This window comes from Rhodococcus sp. M8 (assembly GCF_015654185.1).
Classification (GTDB): domain Bacteria; phylum Actinomycetota; class Actinomycetes; order Mycobacteriales; family Mycobacteriaceae; genus Rhodococcus; species Rhodococcus aetherivorans.
The window spans coordinates 373,043-393,035 of sequence record NZ_CP064065.1 but is presented as its reverse complement, the minus strand read 5'-3'; the positions used below and the strand labels follow the sequence as shown (position 1 = coordinate 393,035).

Here is a 19,993-nt window from a genome sequence, read left to right as displayed (position 1 = left end):
GCGCCCATGGCATTGAAGGGCAGGCAGTGGTGGAAGCTCGTCGGACTCGCCGGTGTGGTCGGCGTCGCGGCGACGGGCGCAGTCGTCGCGCGCGACGAGCGCAGACGACGCGCCCACACGCCCGACGAGGTACGCACGGTGCTCCACGACCGCTACGCCCGCGTCGCCGCCGCGCACGACACGCAGGGCGCGGTGCCGCTGGACGACGTGCCCACGGGACTGCGCGAGCGGATCTGCACTGTGCTGCAACGGCTCCGCCCCCGCCGCTGACGCGACCCGCGGTGCCGGTGCCGAACGGTCGGCGCCGCTCGATCGTCGATCAACCCAGGGCCGAGGAGAACCCGTCCACGAGGCCCTGCACCTGCTCGTCCGTCATCACGAACGACGGCGAGATCTGCAGCGCACCCTGTCCCGCCGCCCGGCTCGAAACCCCGTGCCGCCGAAGCGCCTTCACGAACTCCAGCGCCTCACCCGGGTCGGCGAGCTGCACTGCGGCGACGGCGCCGAGACCACTGCGGACCTCCGCGACGCGCGGGTGCTCGGCCAGCGGGGACAGCTTCTCGTGCAGGGTCCGCTCCAACCGCGCCGACTCGTCGAGCAGGTTCTCGCGCTCGATGATGTCCAGGTTCGCCAGGGCAGCCGCGGCGGCACCGGCGTGCCCGCCGTAGGTGTAGCCGTGCCGCCACCACACCCCGCCGGCAAAGAACGGCTCGGCCACCTTCGGCGCCACGAACACCGCGCCCATCGGCACGTACCCCGAGGTGAGGCCCTTCGCCGTGGTGATCAGGTCGGGTTCCAGTCCGAACCGGCCAGAGGCGAACCACGACCCGCCGATGCGGCCGAAGCCGGTGACCACCTCGTCGACCACGAAGAGCACGTCGTGCTCGCGGCAGATGTCGCGGACCTCGGCGAGATAGCCCTCCGGCGGCAGGTACACCCCACCCGCGCCGATGATCGGCTCACAGAAGAACGCCGCGATCCGGTCCGCGCCGACCCGCTCGATGAGGGCGAGCAGCGACTTCGCGTCGTCCCAGGCCACCTTCGCGGCGTCGTCCCACAGGTTCCCGTACCCCTCGGCGTTGACGGGGATCCCGGCGAGCGACGTGCCTCCGACGTGCATGCCGTGGTAAGCCTTCTCGCGACTGACGACGAGGGTCTTCTCCGGCCGGCCCATCTCCTGCCAGTAGCGGCGCGTCAGCTTGGCCGCGGTGTCGATCGAATCGGAACCGCCCGAGGTGAAGAAGATCTTGCTGCCGGGAACGGGAGCGATCGTCGCGAGCCGCTCGGCCAGCTCGACGGTCGGCTCCGCGGCGAGGTCACCGAAGTTGGAGTAGTGCGCCACCTTCGCCAGCTGCGCCGCCACCGCGTCACCGATCTCGGAGCGGCCGTGGCCGACGTTCGCGAACCACAGGCCGGCGGTCGCGTCGAGATAGCGGGTGCCGGCGGAATCCCAGATGTAGGCGCCCTCTCCGCGCGCGACGACGAACGCACCGTCCCGCTCGACGACACCCATGTCTGCGAACCCGTGCCACAACGCGCCCACGATCTGCTCCTGTTCCACGAACGGCGATGAAATTGCCATCCTATGCGGCGACGGTCCGCGGGTGCCGCGCGGCGACGGTCCGCGCTTCGCTAGGCTGTTGATTCAGCATGTCCACCTCACCCGAGACCCCGCGCTCCCCCGCCCCGCCCGGGGCGACCCGTCGCGACCTGAAGGCAGGCCTCACCGAGGTATCGCTGCGCGATGAGCACCGCATCCGCCGGCGGCTCGACCGCGCCCGCGGACCCGAGGCTCTGGCGAAGATCGCCGACGAGATCGAGCAGGCGCGGTTGCGGCTCGCGGCGCGGGCGGCCGGCGTGCCGACGGTCACCTACCCCGACAACCTCCCGGTCTCGCAGCGCAGGGACGACATCGCCGCCGCGATCCGCGACCACCAGGTGGTGATCGTCGCCGGCGAGACCGGCTCCGGCAAGACCACGCAGATCCCGAAGATCTGCCTCGAACTCGGCCGCGGCGTCCGCGGCCTGATCGGGCACACGCAGCCGCGCCGCATCGCGGCCCGGGCGGTCGCCGAGCGCATCGCCGAGGAACTCGACTCCGAACTCGGCGACACCGTCGGCTACACCGTCCGGTTCACCGACCGGGTGTCGGACTCGACGCTGATCAAGCTGATGACCGACGGCATCCTCCTCGCCGAGATCCAGCGCGATCGGCTGCTGCGCCGGTACGACACCCTCGTCATCGACGAGGCCCACGAACGCAGCCTCAACATCGACTTCATCCTCGGCTACCTCAAGGAACTGCTGCCCCGGCGGCCGGACCTGAAGGTGATCATCACCTCGGCGACCATCGACCCGGAACGGTTCGCGAACCACTTCGCAGCGGCCGACGGCACGCCCGCGCCCATCGTCGAGGTCTCCGGCCGCACCTATCCGGTCGAGATCCGGTACCGGCCCCTGACGGTCGAGGTGGGCGACGCGCTCGTCGACCGCGACCCGGTGGATGCCGTCTGTGAGGCGGTCGAGGAACTCTGCGCCGAGGGAGACGGGGACATCCTCGTGTTCCTCTCCGGTGAACGCGAGATCCGCGACACCGCCGACGCGCTGCGCGACCGCAAGCTACGGGGCACCGAGATCCTGCCGCTGTACGCGCGGCTGTCCGCCGCCGAGCAGCACCGGGTGTTCACCCCACACACCGGCCGGCGGGTGGTGCTGTCCACCAACGTCGCCGAGACCTCGCTCACCGTGCCCGGTATCCGCTACGTCGTCGACCCCGGCACCGCGCGGATCTCCCGCTACTCGGTGCGCACCAAGGTCCAGCGACTGCCCATCGAGGAGATCTCACAGGCCTCCGCCCAGCAGCGGTCCGGCCGCTGCGGCCGCGTCGCCGACGGCATCTGTATCCGGCTGTACTCCGAGGAGGACTTCGAGGCCCGCCCCGAGTTCACCGAACCGGAGATCCTGCGCACCAACCTCGCCTCGGTCGTGCTGCAGATGACGGCGCTCGGGCTCGGCGACCTCGCCTCGTTCCCCTTCGTCGAGGCCCCCGACCCGCGGGCCGTCCGCGACGGTGTCGCGCTGCTCGAGGAACTCGGTGCGCTCGAACCGCCGTCGAAGGACGAACCACCGAAACTGACCGGCACCGGACGCGAACTCGCGCTGTTGCCGGTCGATCCGCGCATGGCGCGGATGATCGTGGAGGGTCACCGCAACGGGTGCCTGCGCGAGGTCCTGATCATCGTTGCGGCGCTGTCGATCCAGGACGTGCGCGAACGGCCGGCCGAGTTCCAGCAGGCGGCGGACGAGAAGCACGCCCGGTTCGCCGTCGAGGGCTCGGACTTCCTTGCGTACCTGAAGCTGTGGGACTACCTGAAGGAGCAGCGGAAGGAACTGTCGTCCAGCCGGTTCCGCAAGATGTGCCGCGACGAGTTCCTGCACTGGCTGCGGATCCGGGAATGGCAGGATCTGCAGGGCCAGCTGCGCCAGATCACCCTCAACCTCGGGTGGGAGACGCGGCATCAGGACGTCGGCCACGACGCGATCCACCAGTCGCTGCTGGCCGGGCTGCTCTCGCACGTCGGCGTGCGTGAGGGCGAGAAGCGGGACTTCCTCGGCGCGCGCGGGACCCGGTTCGCGATCTTCCCCGGCTCGTCGCTGTCCAGGAAGCCGCCGCGCTGGGTGATGGCCGCCGAGCTGGTCGAGACGTCGCGGCTGTGGGCTCGGGTCACCGCGCGGATCGAACCCGAATGGGCCGAGAAGCTCGCCCCGCACCTGGTCAAGCGCACCTACTCCGAACCGCACTGGTCCACCAGGCGCGAGGCCGCCATGGCCTACGAGCGGGTCACGCTCTACGGCATTCCCCTGGTCGCGCAACGGCCCGTGCAGTACGGCCCGATCGACCGCGAGGCCTCACGCGAGCTGTTCATCCGGCATGCCCTCGTCCAAGGCGAATGGCGGACGCGCCACAGGTTCTTCCACGCCAACCGTGAGTTGCTCGAGGACGTGGAGGCGCTCGAGCACCGGGCCCGCAGGCGCGACATCCTCGTCGACGACGAGACCCTGTTCGAGTTCTACGACCAGCGCGTCGGACCGGAGGTCGTCTCGGCGCGGCACTTCGACGCGTGGTGGAAGAAGGAACGGCAGAAGAATCCCGACCTGTTGACCTTCACCCCGGAAACGGTGGTCAACCAGGAGGCGCCCACCGTCCTCGGCGGCGACTACCCCGACGCGTGGCGGCAGGGCGATCTGCAGTTCCCCCTCACCTACCAGTTCGAGCCCGGCACCGAGGAGGACGGCGTCACCGTCCGCATTCCCGTCGCGCTGCTGGCCGGGGTCCGGCCGGTCGGCTTCGACTGGTCGGTACCCGGTATGCGGGTCGAGCTGGTCACCGCCCTGATCAAGACGCTTCCCAAGCATCTTCGCCGCCAAGTCGTTCCGGCACCGGACTTCGCTGCGGCAGCCCTCGCGTCCGTGCAGCCGCGCTCCGAGCCGCTCGTCAACGCGATGGCGCGGGAGCTGTCGCGGCTCGGCGCGGCGCGGATCGAGCCGAGCGACTTCGACCCGACCGCCCTGCCGGACCACCTGCGGATGACGTTCGCGGCCGTCGACGAACGCGGCGCCGTACTCGCGCGCAGCAAGAGCCTGACCGCGCTGCGCAGGCAGCTGGCGAACCGTGTCGAGGCCGAGGTCTCCCGGGCGGCGTCGAGCACCGAGCGCGCGCCGGCACTGGTATGGACAGCCGAGACGCTCGGCACCCTCGAGCCCACGGTCACACGCACCGTCGCCGGCCAGCAGGTGACCGGATATCCGACGCTGGTCGCCGAGGATGGTGGCGTGGCCGTGCGGGTGCTCAGCACCCCGCACGCGCAGCAGGCCGCGATGCGCACCGGGCTGCAGGCTCTGCTGCTCGAGGCGGTCCCGATGCAGGCGCGCGCCGCGACGTCGGGCCTGAGCAACGGCGAACGGCTGGCGCTCGGCCGCAATCCGGACGGCTCGTTCGAGGATCTGCTCGAGGACTGCCGGGCGTGCGCCGTGGACGAGCTGATCGCCCGGCACGGCAAGCCGGTGCGCACACCGGACGAGTTCACCGCGCTGGCGAAGGTGGTGCGGGCCCAGTTGCCGGGCCGGGTGGCGGCGCTGCTGAAGCTCGTCGTCCCCGCCCTGGCCAGGGCACACGAGGTGGAGGTGCTGCTCGAACGGGTGCGCGGCGAGGCCGCCGAGGACGTGCGTGAACAGCTGACCTCGCTGCTGTTCCGGGGTTTCGTCGCCGAACTCGGCAGTGCCCGGCTGGCCGACCTGCCCCGCTACCTGGCGGCGGCGGCACACCGGCTCGAATCGCTGCCGGCGAGCGCGCTTCGCGACCGGCAGGGCATGGACGTGCTGGACCGGGTCTACGCCGAGTACGACCGACTGCTCGCCCGGCTGCCGGAGGAGCGGGCCACGGCTGCCGACGTGGTGGAGGTCTCGTGGATGATCGAGGAGTTGCGGGTCAGCCTGTTCGCGCAGCACCTCGGCACCCGCGGGCCGATCTCGGAGACGCGAATCCTCAAGGCCGTCGCGGCGATTCGCTGATCCGGCGACGAGGATCCCGGCGCGCGCCGAACGGCGCGGCGCTCAGTCCGGGGACTCGGTCTCGCGTCGGTGCTGGTGCTCGCGCAGTTCCTTGATCTCGCGCTCGAAATCCTCTGCGGAGCTGAAGGACCGGTAGACGGAGGCGAATCGCAGATACGCCACCTCGTCCAGGTCCCGCAGCGGGCCGAGGATGGCCAGACCGACCTCGTTGCTCGGAATCTCCGGGGAACCCTTGGCCCGCACCGCGTCCTCGACCTGCTGGGCGAGGAGGTTGAGGGCGTCGTTGTCGACGTCGCGGCCCTGGCAGGCACGGGCCACCCCGCGCACCACCTTCTCCCGGCTGAACGGTTCGGTGACGCCGCTGCGCTTGACGACCGACAGCACCGCCGTCTCGACGGTGGTGAAACGCCTGCCGCACTGGGGGCATGCCCTTCGGCGACGGATCGCGGCCCCCTCGTCGGCTTCGCGGGAATCGACGACGCGGGAATCGGGGTGCCGGCAATACGGGCAGTACATGTCGATTCCTTCGTCGTAGCCGTGCTGGCCGCGACGTCGGCGTCGAACCGATGCCGTCCTCCCGAGACCGGACTCACCGGCAGGCGAATCGCTCTCGGCGCGACCACACGAGGTGGTGTGACTGACAAGAGTCGACAATACCTGCATACCCGGATCGTCGGCCGGATCCGGTACCCGCCCGTCCATGCCGGTTCACCGCGGCGCGGAGGCCGGAACGAGCAGGGTCTGGCCGTCCCGCAGACGGCCGTCCGACATGGCATTGAGTTCGAGGATCCGCTCGATCGCCTCGGGGCGGGGCAAACCCGGAGTCACCCGCGCCGCGACGTCGCCGAGCGACTCCCCCGCCTGCACGACGGTGACGTCGGTACGTGCGGCCCCGGCCGCAACCTGGCTGGTGCGCAGGTGGGCAATCCCGAGCAGTCCCGCGGTCGCGACCGCGGTCAGCAGGGCCGTCGCCAGTACGGTGCGCAGGCCGGGCTGCGCGGTCCCGGCGGGCCGGTGCGGGACGCGCGAGACCCGGACCGGAGCGCGCCGGTAGTCCACCACCCCCGGATCCGGGCGGACCGGCAGCCGCCGGTCCGGCGCCTCGTGCGGCCGCCGGGCGAGGTGCGTCGCCGCGGAGCGTCGTGCCCGGCCCTCGCCGTCCCGTCCGGTGTCGTACTGCCCTGTGTCCTCGAACTGCCCGGTGTCGTTGCACGGCCCTGTGTCGCACTGCCCGGTGTCGTCGTAGTGTCCCGTGTCGTACTGCCCGGTGTCGTCGCACTGGCCTGGGTGGTGCCGGGTGTCGTTCCATTCGGTGCGGCGAACTGCTGATGTCCTCATCGAGGCCTCCGTGTCGCTCGTCCGCGGGACGGGGCCCGCGGCGGAACTTCGGTCACCGCTCGATCGACGGCGAGAGTAATTCGATCACCTGTTCGAAAGAACGTGTGTTCGATGTGTACCACGCCGCTCCGACAAAGTCAGCACTACCGGCCGAAAATCTCGAACAGATGTTTGATAACCGGCCATCGGAGAGCTAGATTCGATCCATCACATCCAGCACATCCGACACACGACGCACGGAGGTCACGATCATGACGGACGGCCATCCCCGGGCCGGGCGGAGCCGGACGACCACCGCCGATCCGGCCGCCGGCCTGACCGAACGCCAGCGCCGCGTCCTCGAGGTGATCCGCGAATCGGTCACCGAACGGGGCTACCCTCCGAGCATCCGCGAGATCGGCGACGCGGTGGGCCTCAACTCCACCTCGTCGGTGGCGCACCAGTTGCGCACCCTCGAACGCAAGGGCTTCCTCCGGCGCGATCCGAACCGCCCCCGGGCAGTGGACGTGCGCGGCCTCGACGATCCGCAGCCTGCGGCCCCGCAGGCGCAGCCGGCGGAGGGGGTCGACACCGCCGCCGAGTCCGCCACGCCGGCCGCCATGGTTCCCGTGCTGGGCAGGATCGCGGCGGGCGGTCCGATCCTGGCGGAGGAGTCCGTCGAGGACGTGTTCCCGCTCCCGAGAGAACTGGTGGGGCAGGGTTCGCTGTTCCTGCTCAAGGTGGTCGGCGAATCGATGGTCGATGCGGCCATCTGCGACGGTGACTGGGTGGTGGTGCGCCAGCAGAACGTCGCGGACAACGGCGATATCGTCGCCGCGATGCTCGACGGCGAAGCGACCGTGAAGACGTTCAAGCGCGTGAAGAAGGACGTGTGGCTGATGCCGCACAACCCGATGTTCGAACCGATTCCGGGCAACGACGCCGTCATCCTGGGCAAGGTCGTCACCGTGATCCGCAAGCTCTGACCTCGCTCCTCCCCGCGAACGCGCGCGGGCGGCGCCGCGGATCGCGGCGCCGCCTGTGCTCGTTCCGGGCCGGGACCGGTGCCCCGGGGCCGGTCAGAGATTCAGGCCGCGGCCGATGATGTCCTTCATGATCTCGTTGGTGCCGCCGTAGATCTTCTGCACGCGGGCGTCGAGATACGCCTTCGCGACCGGGTATTCGCGCATGTAGCCGTAACCGCCGTGCAACTGCAGGCACCGGTCGATCAGCTCGACCTGCTTGTCGGTGGTCCAGTACTTGGCCATCGCCGCCTCCTGCACGCTCAGGGTTCCGGCGTTGAGCTGCTCGATGCACCTGTCGACGAACACGCGCGCGAGGGTGGTCTCGGTGGCCAGCTCCGCCAGCTCGAACCGGGTGTTCTGGAAGCTGCCGATCGACTTGCCGAACGCCTTGCGGTCGCGGCAGTACTGCATCGTGTCCTCGAGCACGGCCTCCATCGCCGCCGCCGCCACCACGGCGATCGACAGGCGCTCCTGCGGCAGGTTCTGCATCAGGTAGATGAAGCCCAGGCCCTCCTCACCGAGGAGGTTGGCGGCGGGCACCCGCACGTCGGTGAAGTGCAGCTCGGCGGTGTCCTGCGCCGCGAGGCCGATCTTGTCGAGATTGCGGCCGCGCTCGAAGCCGGCCATCCCGCGCTCGACGACGAGGAGCGAGAAGCCCTGCGCCCCCTTGTCCGGGTCGGTGCAGGCGACGACGATCACCAGGTCCGCGTTGATGCCGTTGGTGATGAAGGTCTTGGAACCGTTGAGGATCCACTCGTCGCCGTCCCGCACCGCGCGGGTCTTGATGCCCTGCAGGTCGCTGCCCGTGCCGGGCTCGGTCATCGCGATCGCGGTGATGATCTCGCCGGAACAGAATCCCGGCAGCCAGCGCCGCTTCTGCTCCTCGTTCGCCAGCTTCAGCAGGTACGGCGCCACGACGTCGTTGTGCAGCATGAAACCGATGCCGCTGAAACCTCCGCGCGTGGTCTCCTCGGTGACGATCGTGTTGTAGCGGAAGTCCTCGACACCGCCGCCGCCGTACTCCTCGGGCACGGCCATGCCCAGGAAGCCCTGCGCGCCTGCCTTCTTCCAGACCTCACGGTCGACGATCTTGTCCTGCTCCCACTGCTCGTGGAAGGGAGCCACCTCCTGCTCGAGGAACTTCCGGTACGACTCGCGGAAAAGTTCGTGCTCGGGCTCGAAGAGGGTGCGTTCCATGTGCGCTCCTGTATCCGATGACGTACGTCACGCTCACGGTAGACATCGGAGGACGGGTCTGACGCTGACAGGAACGAGCGTTATTTGTGACCGGACACGCCGGGCGGCCGGCGGCGCAGGTCCGCCAATCGCCGCAGGAGCGGGTAGGCGATCAGGATGCCGATCGAGCCCCACGCGATGCCACCGAGTTCGACGGAACCCACAGTGAGGGTGAGGTCGCCGATCCCGGCCACGAGCGCGGCGGCGGCCACCGTGAGGTTGACCGGATCGGTGAAGTCGACCTTCGCCTCCATCCAGATCCGCACGCCGAGGATGCCGATCAAGCCGTACAGGACCAGGGTGGCGCCGCCGAGCACGCCGTCCGGGACGGTGAAGACGAGGGCACCGAACTTCGGGGAGAAGGCGAGGACCACGGCCGTCGCGGCGGCCACCCAGTACGCCGCGGTCGAGTACACCCGCGTCGCGGCCATCACGCCGATGTTCTCGGCGTAGGTGGTGGTGCCCGAGCCGCCACCGACCCCGGCGAGCGTCGTGGCCAGGCCGTCGGCGAGCAGCGCGTCGCCGGCGACGTCGTCGAGATTGCGGCCGGTCATGGCCGCCACGGCCTTGACGTGGCCGACGTTCTCGGCGACGAGAACCACCACGACGGGCAGGGCGATCAGCACCACGGACAGCTCGAACGCGGGGGCGCGCAGTTCGGGCAGGCCGAACCACGCGGCGTCGCGCAGGGCCGCGACGCGTTCCTCGGCGAGGCCGCCGGAGACGGCGGCGAAGAGCCAGCCGACGATCACGCCGACGAGAATGCCGAGGCGGCCGACGAGGCCGGGGCCGAGCACCGTGACGAGCAGGATCGCGGCCAGCGTGATCGCCGCGACGAGCGGCTGGGCCTCGAAGGATCCGACCGCGACCGGCGCGAGGTTCAGGCCGATGAGGGCGACGATCGCGCCGGTCACGACGGGCGGCATCAGCGCGTCGACGACGCGGGACCCCAGCGCCTTGACGACGAGACCGACGAGCGCGAGGGCGACTCCTACGGCGACGATGCCGCCGAGCTGGGCGGCGGGGCCCTCGCCGGCCGAGGCCGCCAGCGGCGCGATGAACGCGAACGACGAGCCGAGATAGCTGGGCACCCGGCCGCGGGTGATCAGCAGGAACAGGGCGGTGCCGACACCGGAGAAGAGCAGCGTCGTGGTGACCGGGAAGCCTGTGATCGTCGGCACGAGCAGCGTGGCGCCGAACATCGCGATCACGTGCTGCATGCCGATGCCCACGGTGCGGGGCCAGGACAGTCGTTCGTCCGGGGCGACGACCTCGCCGTCGGCAACGCGACGTCCGTCGCCGTGCAGGGTCCAGCCGAACCCGGCCGTCCGCGTCCTCAGTTGTTCGTTCACAACGGGGAATGGTAGGCGCCGGCCGGCTCCGGGAGCAGGTCGCGGGGGTCGCTCCCGACGCGGATCACCTCGGTCAGGCGAGCACGCGGGCCGCCACCTCGCGCGCCTCGCCGGGGTCGACGGTGCGGAGCACTTCGTCCGCGGCCTCGCGGCACCGGTCGAGGGTGACCGTGGCCAGGCGGGAGCCGACGCCGGCGACGGCTGCTGCCGCACAGGACAACGAGGTGACCCCCATGCCGGTCAGGACACAGCCGAGCAACGGGTCGGCTGCCGCCTCCCCGCACACCCCGACCCGCTTGCCGGCCGCGCGCCCGGCGGCGGCGGTGCGGGCGACCAGGGCCAGCACGGCCGGCTGCCACGGGTCGGTGAGGGCCGCGAGGTGCGGCGACATGCGGTCCGCGGCCATCGTGTACTGCGCGAGGTCGTTGGTGCCGATCGACAGGAAGTCGACGTGTTCGAGGAGGCGTTCGGCGAGCAGCGCGGCAGCCGGCACCTCCACCATCACCCCCGGCACGAGGTCGCGGGCGCGGACGGCGGCGGCGAAGTGCGCGGCCTCCGCGACGGTCGCGATCATCGGCGCCATCACCCACGGCGCGGCGCCTGTGCGGGCGGCCGCGGCGGCGACGGCGTCGAGCTGCCGGTCGAGCAGTCCTTCGGTGGCGGTCGCGATCCGGATGCCGCGCAACCCGAGTGCGGGGTTGTGCTCGTCGGGGTGGTTGACGAAGCGCAGCGGCTTGTCGGAACCCGCGTCGAGGGTCCGCAGGACGACCTTCCGGCCGGCGAAGGCGGTGAAGACCTCCGCATAGATCGCGGCCTGTTCCTCGACGGTCGGCTCGGTTTCCCGGTCCAGGAAGCACAGCTCGGTCCGGAACAGGCCGACCCCCTCGGCCGGGGTCTCGCGGGCGGCACGGGCACCGGCGCCGTCCTGCACGTTCGCGAGGATCTCGACACGATGACCGTCCGCGGTGGTGCCGGGGCCGGCCCAGGACGCGATGCGCGCACGCTCGCTGCGGTCGGTTGCGACCGCAGCGGCCGCGCCTTCGGGGTCGGGGTCGAGACGGATCTCACCGGCGGCCCCGTCGAGGAGGACGCGGGTGCCGGCGGGAACGGTGTCCAGGTCGGCCGCCGCGACCACGCAGGGGATGCCGAGCTGCCGGGCGATGATCGCGGTGTGGCTGGTGGGCCCGCCGAGGGTGGTGGCGAGCCCGATCACGCGGGTCGGATCGAGGCCGGCGGTGTCGGCGGGGGCGAGGTCCTCCGCGAAGAGAATCGACGGTTCCTCGGGCAGGTCGAGACCGGGTTCGGGGTGGCCGCTGAGCTCGGCGAGCACGCGGTCGCGGATGTCGAGGAGGTCGGTGACGCGCTCGGCCATCAGCCCGCCGAGCTTGGTGAACATGTCGGCGAACTGGTCGGTGGCGCCGACGGCGGCCTCGACCGCGCCGGCTCCGCTGCGGATCTTCGCGGCGACGGCGCCGAGCCAGCCGCGGTCCTCGGCGAGCTGGGCGTTGGCGAGCAGGACCTCGGCGGCGGCGCCCGAGGCCTGGCCGGCGCGGCTGCGCAGCCGGTCCGCGACGGTGGTGGCGGCCGCCCGGAAACGCTCCGCCTCGGCGTCGCGCGCGGTGTCCGGGATGCTCTCGAACGTGGCGGGTATCTGCGGCCGCGGCGCGGGGCGCACGACTGGGCCGTAGGCAACCCCGGGCACGACGGGCGTGCCCCGAACGATCGACATCTCCGCCGCTGCGGGAATCACCTTCTCCATGTCTCCTCCTCGCCGCCCGGTGTGTCGGGATGGGCCTCCGGGGTAATTCTGTGATCGAGATTACTCCGAACCATTGACATGTCAACACATACGGGCGTAAAACAACATAAACCAACATTTCGGCGGTGAGGAGCCCGGCGTGTACGCAGAGGAACGGCAGCAGGCGATCGCCGAGCTGATCGGCCGACGGGGACGGATGTCCGTCGCCGATCTGGCCACCCGTTTCCGCGTCACCACCGAGACCGTCCGCCGGGACCTCGCCCTGCTCGAGCGGCTCGGCCATGTGCGCCGGGTGCACGGCGGCGCGATCCCCACCGCAGCGCTCACGGTGACCGAACCCGCGCTGAGCGAGCGCGAGCACACCCACGCCGCACAGAAGGACCGGATCGCCGCCGCGGCGGCCCGGTACCTTCCCCCCGCCGGCGGCAGTGTGGTGTTCGACGCCGGCACCACCACCGGCCGGCTGGTGGCGGCGCTGCCTGCCGACGTGGACCTCGAGGTGGTCACCAACTCGGTTCCGATCGCCGCGCGGCTCGCCGGCCTCGGATCGGTGCGCCTGCACATGCTCGGCGGCCGGGTCCGCGGGATCACGCAGGCCAGCGTGGGCGAGGACGCGCTGCGATTCCTCCGGGCTCTGCACGTCGACGTCGCCTTCATCGGCACCAACGCGCTCAGCGTCGGCCACGGCCTGTCCACTCCCGACCCGGACGAGGCCGCCGTCAAGCGCGCGATGGTCCGATGCGCCGACCGGGTGGTCGTCCTCGCCGACTCCTCCAAGATCGGCCGACAGCACCTGATCAGCTTCGCCCCCGTCGACGCCGTGGACGTGCTCGTCACGGACACCGAGATCGACGACACCGACTGCAAAGAGCTCACCGACAACGGAATCGAGGTGGTGACGGCATGATCGTCACGCTGACCGCCAACCCCAGCCTGGACCGGACGGTCGCACTGACGGGCCCGCTCGTCCGCGGCGCGGTGCACCGCGCCGCCGCCACCCGCGTGGACCCGGGCGGCAAGGGCGTCAACGTCGCCCGCGTGCTCCGCGCGGCCGGCCGGCCGGTCCTGGCCGTCCTGCCGGGAAACACCGGCGACCCGTTGCTCGCCGCGCTCGACGACCACGGCATCGGCTACCGCGCCGTTCCGACCGGGGGCTTCGCGCGCAGCAACATCACCGTCGCCGAGCCCGACGGCACCACCACCAAGCTCAACGAGCCCGGCCCGGCGTATACCGAAGGGACACTCGATGCGCTGCGCCGGACCGTCGTCGATGCCGCCGCCGACGCCCGCTGGGTGGTGATGTCCGGATCGCTGCCGCCCGGCGTGCCCGCCGACTGGTACGCCGATCTCGTCCGCTCCGTCCGCGCGGCCGCCGTCGACGGGTCCGTCGCGTGCCGCATCGCGGTGGACACCTCCGAGTCTCCCCTGCTGTCGCTCGCGGCCCGGTTCCCCGACGCCGCCCCCGACCTGCTCAAACCGAACTCGGACGAGCTCGCCCAGCTCACCGGCGCGGACGCCGCCGCCCTGGAATCCGCGGCGGCGGCCGGCGACACCGGACCCGTCGTCGCCGCCGGACGCCGGCTCGTCGAGCGCGGCGTCGGGGCGGTGCTGGCCACGCTCGGCGCGGCCGGCGCGGTGCTGATCACCGCCGAGGGTGCCTGGCACGCGGTGCCCGGACCCGTGACCGCGCGCAGCACCGTCGGCGCCGGCGACTCCTCCCTCGCCGGCTATCTCGTCGCGGAGCTGGCCGGGCTCGGCCCCGCCGAGCGCCTCCGCCACGCCGTCGCGTACGGCTCGGCGGCCGTGGCACTTCCCGGCACCACGCTTCCCGGACCCGACGACGTCGACACCGGCGCCGTCGAGGTCGCTCCGCTCCGCCCCGTTCCCCTGGACACCCCGTCCCCGGCCCTCCCTCACCACCAGTAAGGACACGCCATGCCAGACATCGCTTCCGGCGCCACCTCCGGGCCCGCGATCATCGACGACGGCCTGATCGCGCTCGACGCAGACCTCGGCGCCGACAAGGAGTCGGTCATCGCCGCGCTGGCCTCGCGGCTGGCCGCCGCCGGCCGCGCCACCGACGCGGCGGCACTGACCGCCGCCGCCCTGGACCGGGAGGCCAAGTCGGCCACCGGCCTGCCCGGTGGGATCGCCATCCCGCACTGCCGCGCCGACGCCGTCGCCACCGCGTCGCTCGGCTTCGCGCGACTGTCCCCCAAGGTGGACTTCGGGGCCCCCGACGGACCCGCCGACCTCGTGTTCCTCATCGCCGCCCCGGAGGGGGCCGGAGCCGAGCACATGAAGCTGCTCTCGTCGCTCGCCCGGGCACTCGTGCGGCCGGACTTCGTCGGGTCACTGCGCGACGCGGCCACACCCGCGGACGTGATCGCGCTGGTCGAGGGGGTTCTGCCGAAACCGGCCCCGGCCACCACCGCGGCCCCGGCCGCCGAGTCCGCGCCGGCCACCCCGGCGCCCGAACCCACCCCGGCCGCCGAGCGCACCATCGTCGCTGTCACCGCCTGCCCGACGGGAATCGCCCACACCTACATGGCCGCCGATGCCCTCAAGGCCGCGGGCGAACGCGCCGGGGTCACGGTGCGGGTCGAGACCCAGGGTTCGAGCGGCAGCACCCCCCTGCCGGCGTCCGTGATCGCCGGCGCCGACGCCGTCATCTTCGCCACCGACGTCGGCGTGAAGAACCGCGAACGGTTCGCCGGCAAACCGGTGGTCGCCTCGGGCGTCAAGCGGGCGATCAACGAGCCCGACGTGATGGTCGCCGAGGCGATGCGCGCGGCGAAGGACCCGTCCGCGGGCACCGTCGACGCGGCCGCCGTGGCTGCGGCCGCCGACGAACCCTCGGCGGGCGAGGTCGGCTGGGGCACCCGGCTGCGTCAGATCCTGCTGACCGGCGTGAGCTACATGATCCCGTTCGTCGCCGCGGGCGGCCTGCTCATCGCCCTCGGATTCCTGCTCGGCGGGTACGAGATCACCGAGCCCGCCGCCGACATCGTGGTCGGCAACTCGCTGACCGACCTCCCGGACGGCGGCCTGACCACCTATCTCGGCGCGGTTCTGTTCCAGCTCGGCTCGCTGGCGTTCTCCTTCCTGGTGCCCGCCCTGGCGGGCTTCATCGCCTTCGCGATCGCGGACCGGCCCGGCCTGGCGCCCGGCTTCACCGCCGGCGCGGTGGCCGTGTTCGTCGGGGCCGGCTTCATCGGTGGCCTCGTCGGCGGCCTCATCGCAGGCTTCGCAGCGCTGTGGGTGGGTCGCATCCCGGTCCCGGTGTGGGCCCGCGGGCTGATGCCGGTGGTGATCATCCCGCTGTTCGCCACCCTCATCGTCGGCGCCCTCATGTTCCTCGTCCTCGGCAAGCCCCTCGCCGCGATCACCACGGGCCTGACGAACTGGCTCAACGGCCTGTCCGGGAGTTCGGTCGTCATCCTCGGCGTGATCCTCGGCCTGATGATGTGCTTCGACCTCGGCGGCCCGGTCAACAAGGCCGCCTACGCCTTCGCCGTCGCCGGGCTCGACGTCTCGAACAACGCCTCGCTGCAGATCATGGCGGCCGTGATGGCCGCCGGCATGGTGCCGCCGCTGGCGATGGCACTGTCGTCGACGCTGCGGCCGGGCATCTACAGCACCGCCGAACGCGAGAACGGCAAGGCCGCATGGCTGCTCGGTGCCTCGTTCATCTCCGAGGGAGCGATCCCGTTCGCGGCGGCGGACCCGCTGCGGGTGATCCCGTCGATGATGGCCGGCGGCGCCGTCACCGGCGCGATCGTGATGGCCACCGGGACGACCCTCAGCGCCCCGCACGGCGGCATCTTCGTGTTCTTCGCCATCGGCAACCTGCTGTGGTTCCTGGTCGCCCTCGCCGCCGGCACCGTCGTGGGTGCGCTGTGCGTGACCCTCGCCAAGGAGGTGCACCGGCCCGCCCACCTGCGCAGCAGCGACACCGCGGCCCAGCCCGCCGTCGCCTGATCGGATCCGACGACCGTCCCTACCCCGAAGGAGTTCCCATGCCCAGCACCACCGTCACCGTCGGCTCGTCCATCGGCCTGCATGCCCGGCCGGCCGGCATCATCGCCGAAGCCGTGGTCGCCTCCGGAGTCCCGGTGACCCTGGCCGTGGACGGCGGCGAACCCGTCGACGCGGGCTCGGCGCTGCTCATCATGACGCTCGGCGCCACCCAGGGCACCGAGGTCACCGTGACCAGCGACGACACCGACGTGCTCGCCCGGGTCGCCGAGCTGGTGGCCGCCGACCTCGACGCCTGACGTCAGCCCCGGCGGCGGCGCGCGGCCCGTCGCCACAGCCCGCCTGCGGCGGCTGCGATCATCACGATGCCCGCGGCGATCGCCGCGGGCATCGCCCCGCCCGGGGTCTGCGCCGGCTCCTCCGCAGGCGTGGGCCGGAACAGGCCCACCACGTCGCGCCACACCCGCACTCCCGGCAGGGCGCCGCCGGCGGATTCGGAAGCGGTCAGCAGGTCCCCGCTCGCGGTGAAGGCCACCGCCTCGCCCTGCGGTTCGTCGGGCACCGGCACCCGCAGGGCCGGGCCCGCCGCGAGCGCCGCCGCGACGTCGCCGTCGGGGGCGTGGAAGAGGTAGACATCGGTGTACGTGCGCACTGCGGCGACGGTGCCGTCGGCGCTGACCGCGCCACCGGTGACCAGCGCGGAGGAGGCCCCGCCGACGGGTCCGCCGGGGGTGTCCGTGGGGCCGAGGGTCAGGGATCCGACGCGTTCGAGCGGGACCGGCCCCGGGTCGGGCAGGTCGTCCACGCTCCGCCCGCCCGCCGGCCGGTAGATCCCGGCACTGCCGAACAGCGGCTTGGAGACGATCAGCGGCACCCCGTCGCGCGGGACGAGCAGCGTCTCCGCGTCGCGTGGGCCGTCGGGATAGGTGAGCCGGTGCAGGCTGCCCGCGCCGGTCTGCGGGTCGACCGAGATCAGCGCGACGGTGTCGCGCGCGGCGCGATTGTCGCCGACGTCGCCGAGCCACAGCCGACCGTCCGGACCGGCGGCGAGGTCCTCCACGTCGTACGGGTCGACGGGCGGCGGGATGCGGCGCACCACCGCGCAGTCGGCCCCGAGCTCGAACACCGCCTCGTCGGCCCCGGCGTCCGGCACCGCGAACACGCGATCACCGGAGGCGACGAGGCCCGACAGCTCCGCGAGGGCGGGATCGGTGGGGGTGCACAGCACGCCACCGTCGACCTCGGCGATCGGGACCGTGGAGGTCTGCGCCGCGGCGGCCGGCGCCGACACGACGGCCGCCGAGGCCACCAGGCCGACGAGGGCCCCGCGCACTAGGCGGCGTACTCGACCAGGGCCGACGCGAGCGCCTGCGGCACGCGGGCATGCACGCGCGTACCGTCCACCTCGTGCGCGGAGTTCAGGACCTGCCCGTCCGAGTGGATCCGCGCGAGCAGGTCGCCCCGCGTGTACGGCAGCAGCACCTTCACCTCGACGTCCGGGTGCTCGAGCAGCGCGGCAAGGTGCTCGCGCAGTTCGTCGAGTCCCTCGCCGCTGCGCGCCGAGACGAACACCGCGTCGGGCAGGAGGGCGCGCAGCTCGGTGAGGGTCAGCGGGTCGGCGGCGTCGACCTTGTTCACCACGATCAGCTCGGGCGGCGGCGGAGCGTCGGACTCGCGCAGCACGTCGGTGATCACCTCGCGCACGGCCTTGATCTGGTCCGTCGGCAACGGATCGGACCCGTCCACCACGTGCAGCAGCAGGTCCGCGTCCGTGACCTCCTCGAGGGTGGAGCGGAACGCCTCGACGAGCTGGGTCGGCAGGTGCCGCACGAAGCCGACGGTGTCGGTGAGCACGTACTCCCGTCCGTCCGGCAGTTCGGCCCGGCGGGTGGTCGGGTCGAGCGTTGCGAACAACGCGTTCTGCACCAGCACACCGGAACCGGTGAGCTTGTTGAGCAGGCTGGACTTGCCGGCGTTGGTGTAGCCGACGATGGCGACCGACGGGATGCGGTTGCGCATGCGCCGGGTGCGCTTGGTGTCGCGAACGGACTTCATCGCCTTGATCTCGCGGCGCAGCTTGGCCATCCGTTCGCGGATGCGGCGACGGTCCGTCTCGATCTTCGTCTCGCCGGGACCGCGCAGGCCCACGCCGCCGTTGCTGCCGGCACGGCCGCCGGCCTGCCGCGACATCGACTCGCCCCAGCCGCGCAGTCGCGGCAGCATGTACTCCATCTGCGCGAGCGATACCTGCGCCTTGCCTTCACGGGAGGTGGCGTGCTGGGCGAAGATGTCGAGGATCAGTGCAGTGCGGTCGATGACCTTGACCTTGACGATCTTCTCCAGGGCGGTCAGCTGCGCAGGGGTGAGCTCGCCGTCGCAGATGACGGTGTCGGCACCGGTGGCCAGCACCACCTGGCGCAGTTCCTCGGCCTTGCCGGAGCCGATGTAGGTCGCGGCGTCGGGACGGTCCCGGCGCTGGATCAGGCCCTCGAGTACCTCGGAGCCCGCGGTCTCGGCCAGTGCGGCGAGCTCGGCGAGGCTGGCCTCGGCCTGGGCCGCGGTGCCGCCGGTCCACACCCCGACCAGCACGACCCGCTCGAGGCGGAGCTGCCGGTATTCGACCTCGGTGATGTCCTCGAGTTCGGTGGACAGCCCGGCGACGCGGCGCAGGGCGCTGCGGTCCTCGAGCTGCATCTCGCCGACCGACGGGTCGGCGGGGGCCCAGCCCGCAACGCGGTCCGCGTCGTCGGTGGCCGATTCGTTTCGTCGTGTGTTCGTCATACACGACCATCGTCCCACGTCGGACGCGCCGACGCATGCGACTTTCCGGGTGTCCGCGCAGGGCGAAACCCGCGCGGCGCACCGGCGCCGCCGGGCCGGGAGTCAGTCCAGGCCGCCCCACCAGTCGTCGCCGATCGTGCCCGACGCCACCAGCACCGACGGGCCGCGCAACGCGGCCCGGCCGTCCTCGAGGCGCACCTGCACGGTCCCGCCGGGGACGTGCACCTGGACCGTACCGGAGCCGGACCCGTCGAAACGCAACGCCGCGGCGGCGGCCGCGACCGTGCCGGTGCCGCAGGACCGGGTCTCCCCCACGCCCCGCTCGTACACCCGCATGTCCACCGCGCCCGCGGAGATGGGCGTGAGGAACTCGATGTTGACCCCCTGCGGGAAGAAGCCGGGGTCGAAACCCGGACCGGAAAGGTCGAGGGCGGCCAGGGTCGCCGCGGTCAGGTGCGGATCGACACAGGCCAGGTGCGGGTTGCCGACGTCGATGCCCAGCCCGCGGTACACCCGGCCCTCGATGGTGGCCGTCGACTCCCCCAGCTCCCGCACCACACCCATGTCGACGGTGACCTCGCCGTGGGTGGCGTCGGCGCTGTGCACCTGCACCGGCTTGCCGCCGGCGCGGCTGCCGACGACGAACTCGCCGCGCGACTCGAGCCCGCTGGCGGTGACGAAGTGCGCGAACACCCGCACCCCGTTGCCGCACATCTCCGCGATCGAGCCGTCGGCGTTGCGGTAGTCCATGAACCAGTCGTCGGCGTCCGTCCCCTCGGGCAGTGCCGGCAGAACCCCGGCGTCGACCAGGGCCCCGGCGCGCGCGACGCGCAGGACCCCGTCCGCCCCGAGGCCGCGACGGCGGTCGCACAGCGCCGCCACCCGCTTCGGCTCGAGGGAGATCCGCACGTCGGGATCCGGGAGGATCACGAAGTCGTTCTCGGTGCCGTGGCCCTTGCTGAAGTCCATGCCCG

General features: G+C 72.0%; 16 protein-coding genes. 7 read left to right on the top strand and 9 right to left on the bottom strand.

Annotated elements, in window-relative coordinates; all coding sequences use genetic code 11:
- The first annotated feature begins 6 nt into the window (after nucleotides 1-6).
- Nucleotides 7-270 (top strand): hypothetical protein, encoded by a 264-nt coding sequence (locus ISO16_RS01800; RefSeq protein ID WP_006935037.1) that lies wholly within the window; start codon nucleotides 7-9, stop codon nucleotides 268-270.
- 49 nt (nucleotides 271-319) lie between these two features.
- Here ISO16_RS01800 and ISO16_RS01795 read toward each other — a convergent pair whose 3' ends face one another.
- A complete protein-coding gene (locus ISO16_RS01795) occupies nucleotides 320-1,582 on the bottom strand; it encodes an aminotransferase family protein (protein WP_006935041.1) in 1,263 nt (420 codons plus the stop codon).
- 68 nt (nucleotides 1,583-1,650) lie between these two features.
- Here ISO16_RS01795 and hrpA point away from each other — a divergent pair, with 68 nt between their 5' ends.
- On the top strand, nucleotides 1,651-5,571 hold the full coding sequence (gene hrpA, locus ISO16_RS01790) for an ATP-dependent RNA helicase HrpA (protein ID WP_072635140.1): 3,921 nt from the start codon (nucleotides 1,651-1,653) through the stop codon (nucleotides 5,569-5,571).
- Nucleotides 5,572-5,613: 42 nt separating this feature from the next.
- Here hrpA and nrdR read toward each other — a convergent pair whose 3' ends face one another.
- Together nrdR and ISO16_RS01780 are read right to left on the bottom strand one after the other, a co-directional pair.
- A complete protein-coding gene (gene nrdR / locus ISO16_RS01785; protein WP_029543374.1) occupies nucleotides 5,614-6,087 on the bottom strand; it encodes a transcriptional regulator NrdR in 474 nt (157 codons plus the stop codon).
- A 192-nt stretch (nucleotides 6,088-6,279) separates the two neighbouring features.
- Entirely contained in the window at nucleotides 6,280-6,909 is a 630-nt protein-coding gene (locus ISO16_RS01780) for a LysM peptidoglycan-binding domain-containing protein (protein ID WP_083662504.1), read from the bottom strand.
- 251 nt (nucleotides 6,910-7,160) lie between these two features.
- Between ISO16_RS01780 and lexA the strand changes: the two genes are divergently transcribed.
- Nucleotides 7,161-7,874 (top strand): transcriptional repressor LexA, encoded by a 714-nt coding sequence (gene lexA / locus ISO16_RS01775; RefSeq protein ID WP_006935055.1) that lies wholly within the window; start codon nucleotides 7,161-7,163, stop codon nucleotides 7,872-7,874.
- A 93-nt stretch (nucleotides 7,875-7,967) separates the two neighbouring features.
- On the opposite strand, the gene ISO16_RS01770 is transcribed toward lexA, so the two are convergent.
- From ISO16_RS01770 to ptsP, 3 genes are all read right to left on the bottom strand, one after another.
- Nucleotides 7,968-9,110, bottom strand: a complete 1,143-nt coding sequence (locus tag ISO16_RS01770) for an acyl-CoA dehydrogenase family protein (protein ID WP_029543369.1) — start codon at nucleotides 9,108-9,110, stop codon at nucleotides 7,968-7,970.
- Between the two features lie 80 nt (nucleotides 9,111-9,190).
- Nucleotides 9,191-10,501, bottom strand: a complete 1,311-nt coding sequence (locus ISO16_RS01765; RefSeq protein ID WP_029543368.1) for a uracil-xanthine permease family protein — start codon at nucleotides 10,499-10,501, stop codon at nucleotides 9,191-9,193.
- A 73-nt stretch (nucleotides 10,502-10,574) separates the two neighbouring features.
- Nucleotides 10,575-12,260 carry a phosphoenolpyruvate--protein phosphotransferase gene (ptsP, locus tag ISO16_RS01760; protein ID WP_072635139.1) on the bottom strand — a complete coding sequence of 562 codons (1,686 nt, stop codon included), beginning with the start codon at nucleotides 12,258-12,260 and terminating at the stop codon, nucleotides 10,575-10,577.
- A 139-nt stretch (nucleotides 12,261-12,399) separates the two neighbouring features.
- Between ptsP and ISO16_RS01755 the strand changes: the two genes are divergently transcribed.
- From ISO16_RS01755 to ISO16_RS01740, 4 genes are read left to right on the top strand one after another with little or no spacing between them, the layout of a single operon-like run.
- A complete protein-coding gene (locus ISO16_RS01755; RefSeq protein WP_006935066.1) occupies nucleotides 12,400-13,167 on the top strand; it encodes a DeoR/GlpR family DNA-binding transcription regulator in 768 nt (255 codons plus the stop codon).
- A complete protein-coding gene (locus ISO16_RS01750) occupies nucleotides 13,164-14,186 on the top strand; it encodes a 1-phosphofructokinase family hexose kinase (RefSeq protein ID WP_065922626.1) in 1,023 nt (340 codons plus the stop codon). The genes ISO16_RS01755 and ISO16_RS01750 overlap by 4 nt, the downstream gene beginning before the upstream one ends.
- Nucleotides 14,187-14,195: 9 nt before the next feature.
- The gene (locus ISO16_RS01745; RefSeq protein ID WP_029543363.1) at nucleotides 14,196-16,241 is read left to right on the top strand and encodes a PTS fructose transporter subunit IIABC; all 2,046 of its coding nucleotides are present in this window, start codon (nucleotides 14,196-14,198) and stop codon (nucleotides 16,239-16,241) included.
- Between the two features lie 38 nt (nucleotides 16,242-16,279).
- The gene (locus tag ISO16_RS01740; protein WP_006935073.1) at nucleotides 16,280-16,537 is read left to right on the top strand and encodes an HPr family phosphocarrier protein; all 258 of its coding nucleotides are present in this window, start codon (nucleotides 16,280-16,282) and stop codon (nucleotides 16,535-16,537) included.
- Between the two features lie 2 nt (nucleotides 16,538-16,539).
- Here ISO16_RS01740 and ISO16_RS01735 read toward each other — a convergent pair whose 3' ends face one another.
- The 3 genes from ISO16_RS01735 to dapF form a co-directional block, all read right to left on the bottom strand.
- Nucleotides 16,540-17,571 (bottom strand): hypothetical protein, encoded by a 1,032-nt coding sequence (locus tag ISO16_RS01735; RefSeq protein WP_072635138.1) that lies wholly within the window; start codon nucleotides 17,569-17,571, stop codon nucleotides 16,540-16,542.
- Nucleotides 17,571-19,019 carry a GTPase HflX gene (gene hflX, locus ISO16_RS01730; protein WP_006935077.1) on the bottom strand — a complete coding sequence of 483 codons (1,449 nt, stop codon included), beginning with the start codon at nucleotides 19,017-19,019 and terminating at the stop codon, nucleotides 17,571-17,573. The genes ISO16_RS01735 and hflX overlap by 1 nt, the downstream gene beginning before the upstream one ends.
- 102 nt (nucleotides 19,020-19,121) lie before the next feature.
- Nucleotides 19,122-19,988, bottom strand: a complete 867-nt coding sequence (gene dapF / locus ISO16_RS01725) for a diaminopimelate epimerase (protein ID WP_029543356.1) — start codon at nucleotides 19,986-19,988, stop codon at nucleotides 19,122-19,124.
- Nucleotides 19,989-19,993: the final 5 nt, after the last annotated feature.

Bases quoted from the DNA above. Each gene is read 5' to 3' on its own strand.
- ISO16_RS01740 (WP_006935073.1), top strand. From the start codon at position 16,280: ATGCCCAGCACCACCGTCACCGTCGGCTCGTCCATCGGCCTGCATGCC.
- dapF (WP_029543356.1), bottom strand. From the start codon at position 19,988: ATGGACTTCAGCAAGGGCCACGGCACCGAGAACGACTTCGTGATCCTC.
- ptsP (WP_072635139.1), bottom strand. From the start codon at position 12,260: ATGGAGAAGGTGATTCCCGCAGCGGCGGAGATGTCGATCGTTCGGGGC.
- ISO16_RS01745 (WP_029543363.1), top strand. From the start codon at position 14,196: ATGCCAGACATCGCTTCCGGCGCCACCTCCGGGCCCGCGATCATCGAC.
- ISO16_RS01750 (WP_065922626.1), top strand. From the start codon at position 13,164: ATGATCGTCACGCTGACCGCCAACCCCAGCCTGGACCGGACGGTCGCA.
- ISO16_RS01770 (WP_029543369.1), bottom strand. From the start codon at position 9,110: ATGGAACGCACCCTCTTCGAGCCCGAGCACGAACTTTTCCGCGAGTCG.
- hflX (WP_006935077.1), bottom strand. From the start codon at position 19,019: ATGACGAACACACGACGAAACGAATCGGCCACCGACGACGCGGACCGC.
- ISO16_RS01800 (WP_006935037.1), top strand. From the start codon at position 7: ATGGCATTGAAGGGCAGGCAGTGGTGGAAGCTCGTCGGACTCGCCGGT.
- ISO16_RS01795 (WP_006935041.1), bottom strand. From the start codon at position 1,582: ATGGCAATTTCATCGCCGTTCGTGGAACAGGAGCAGATCGTGGGCGCG.
- ISO16_RS01780 (WP_083662504.1), bottom strand. From the start codon at position 6,909: ATGAGGACATCAGCAGTTCGCCGCACCGAATGGAACGACACCCGGCAC.
- lexA (WP_006935055.1), top strand. From the start codon at position 7,161: ATGACGGACGGCCATCCCCGGGCCGGGCGGAGCCGGACGACCACCGCC.
- nrdR (WP_029543374.1), bottom strand. From the start codon at position 6,087: ATGTACTGCCCGTATTGCCGGCACCCCGATTCCCGCGTCGTCGATTCC.
- hrpA (WP_072635140.1), top strand. From the start codon at position 1,651: ATGTCCACCTCACCCGAGACCCCGCGCTCCCCCGCCCCGCCCGGGGCG.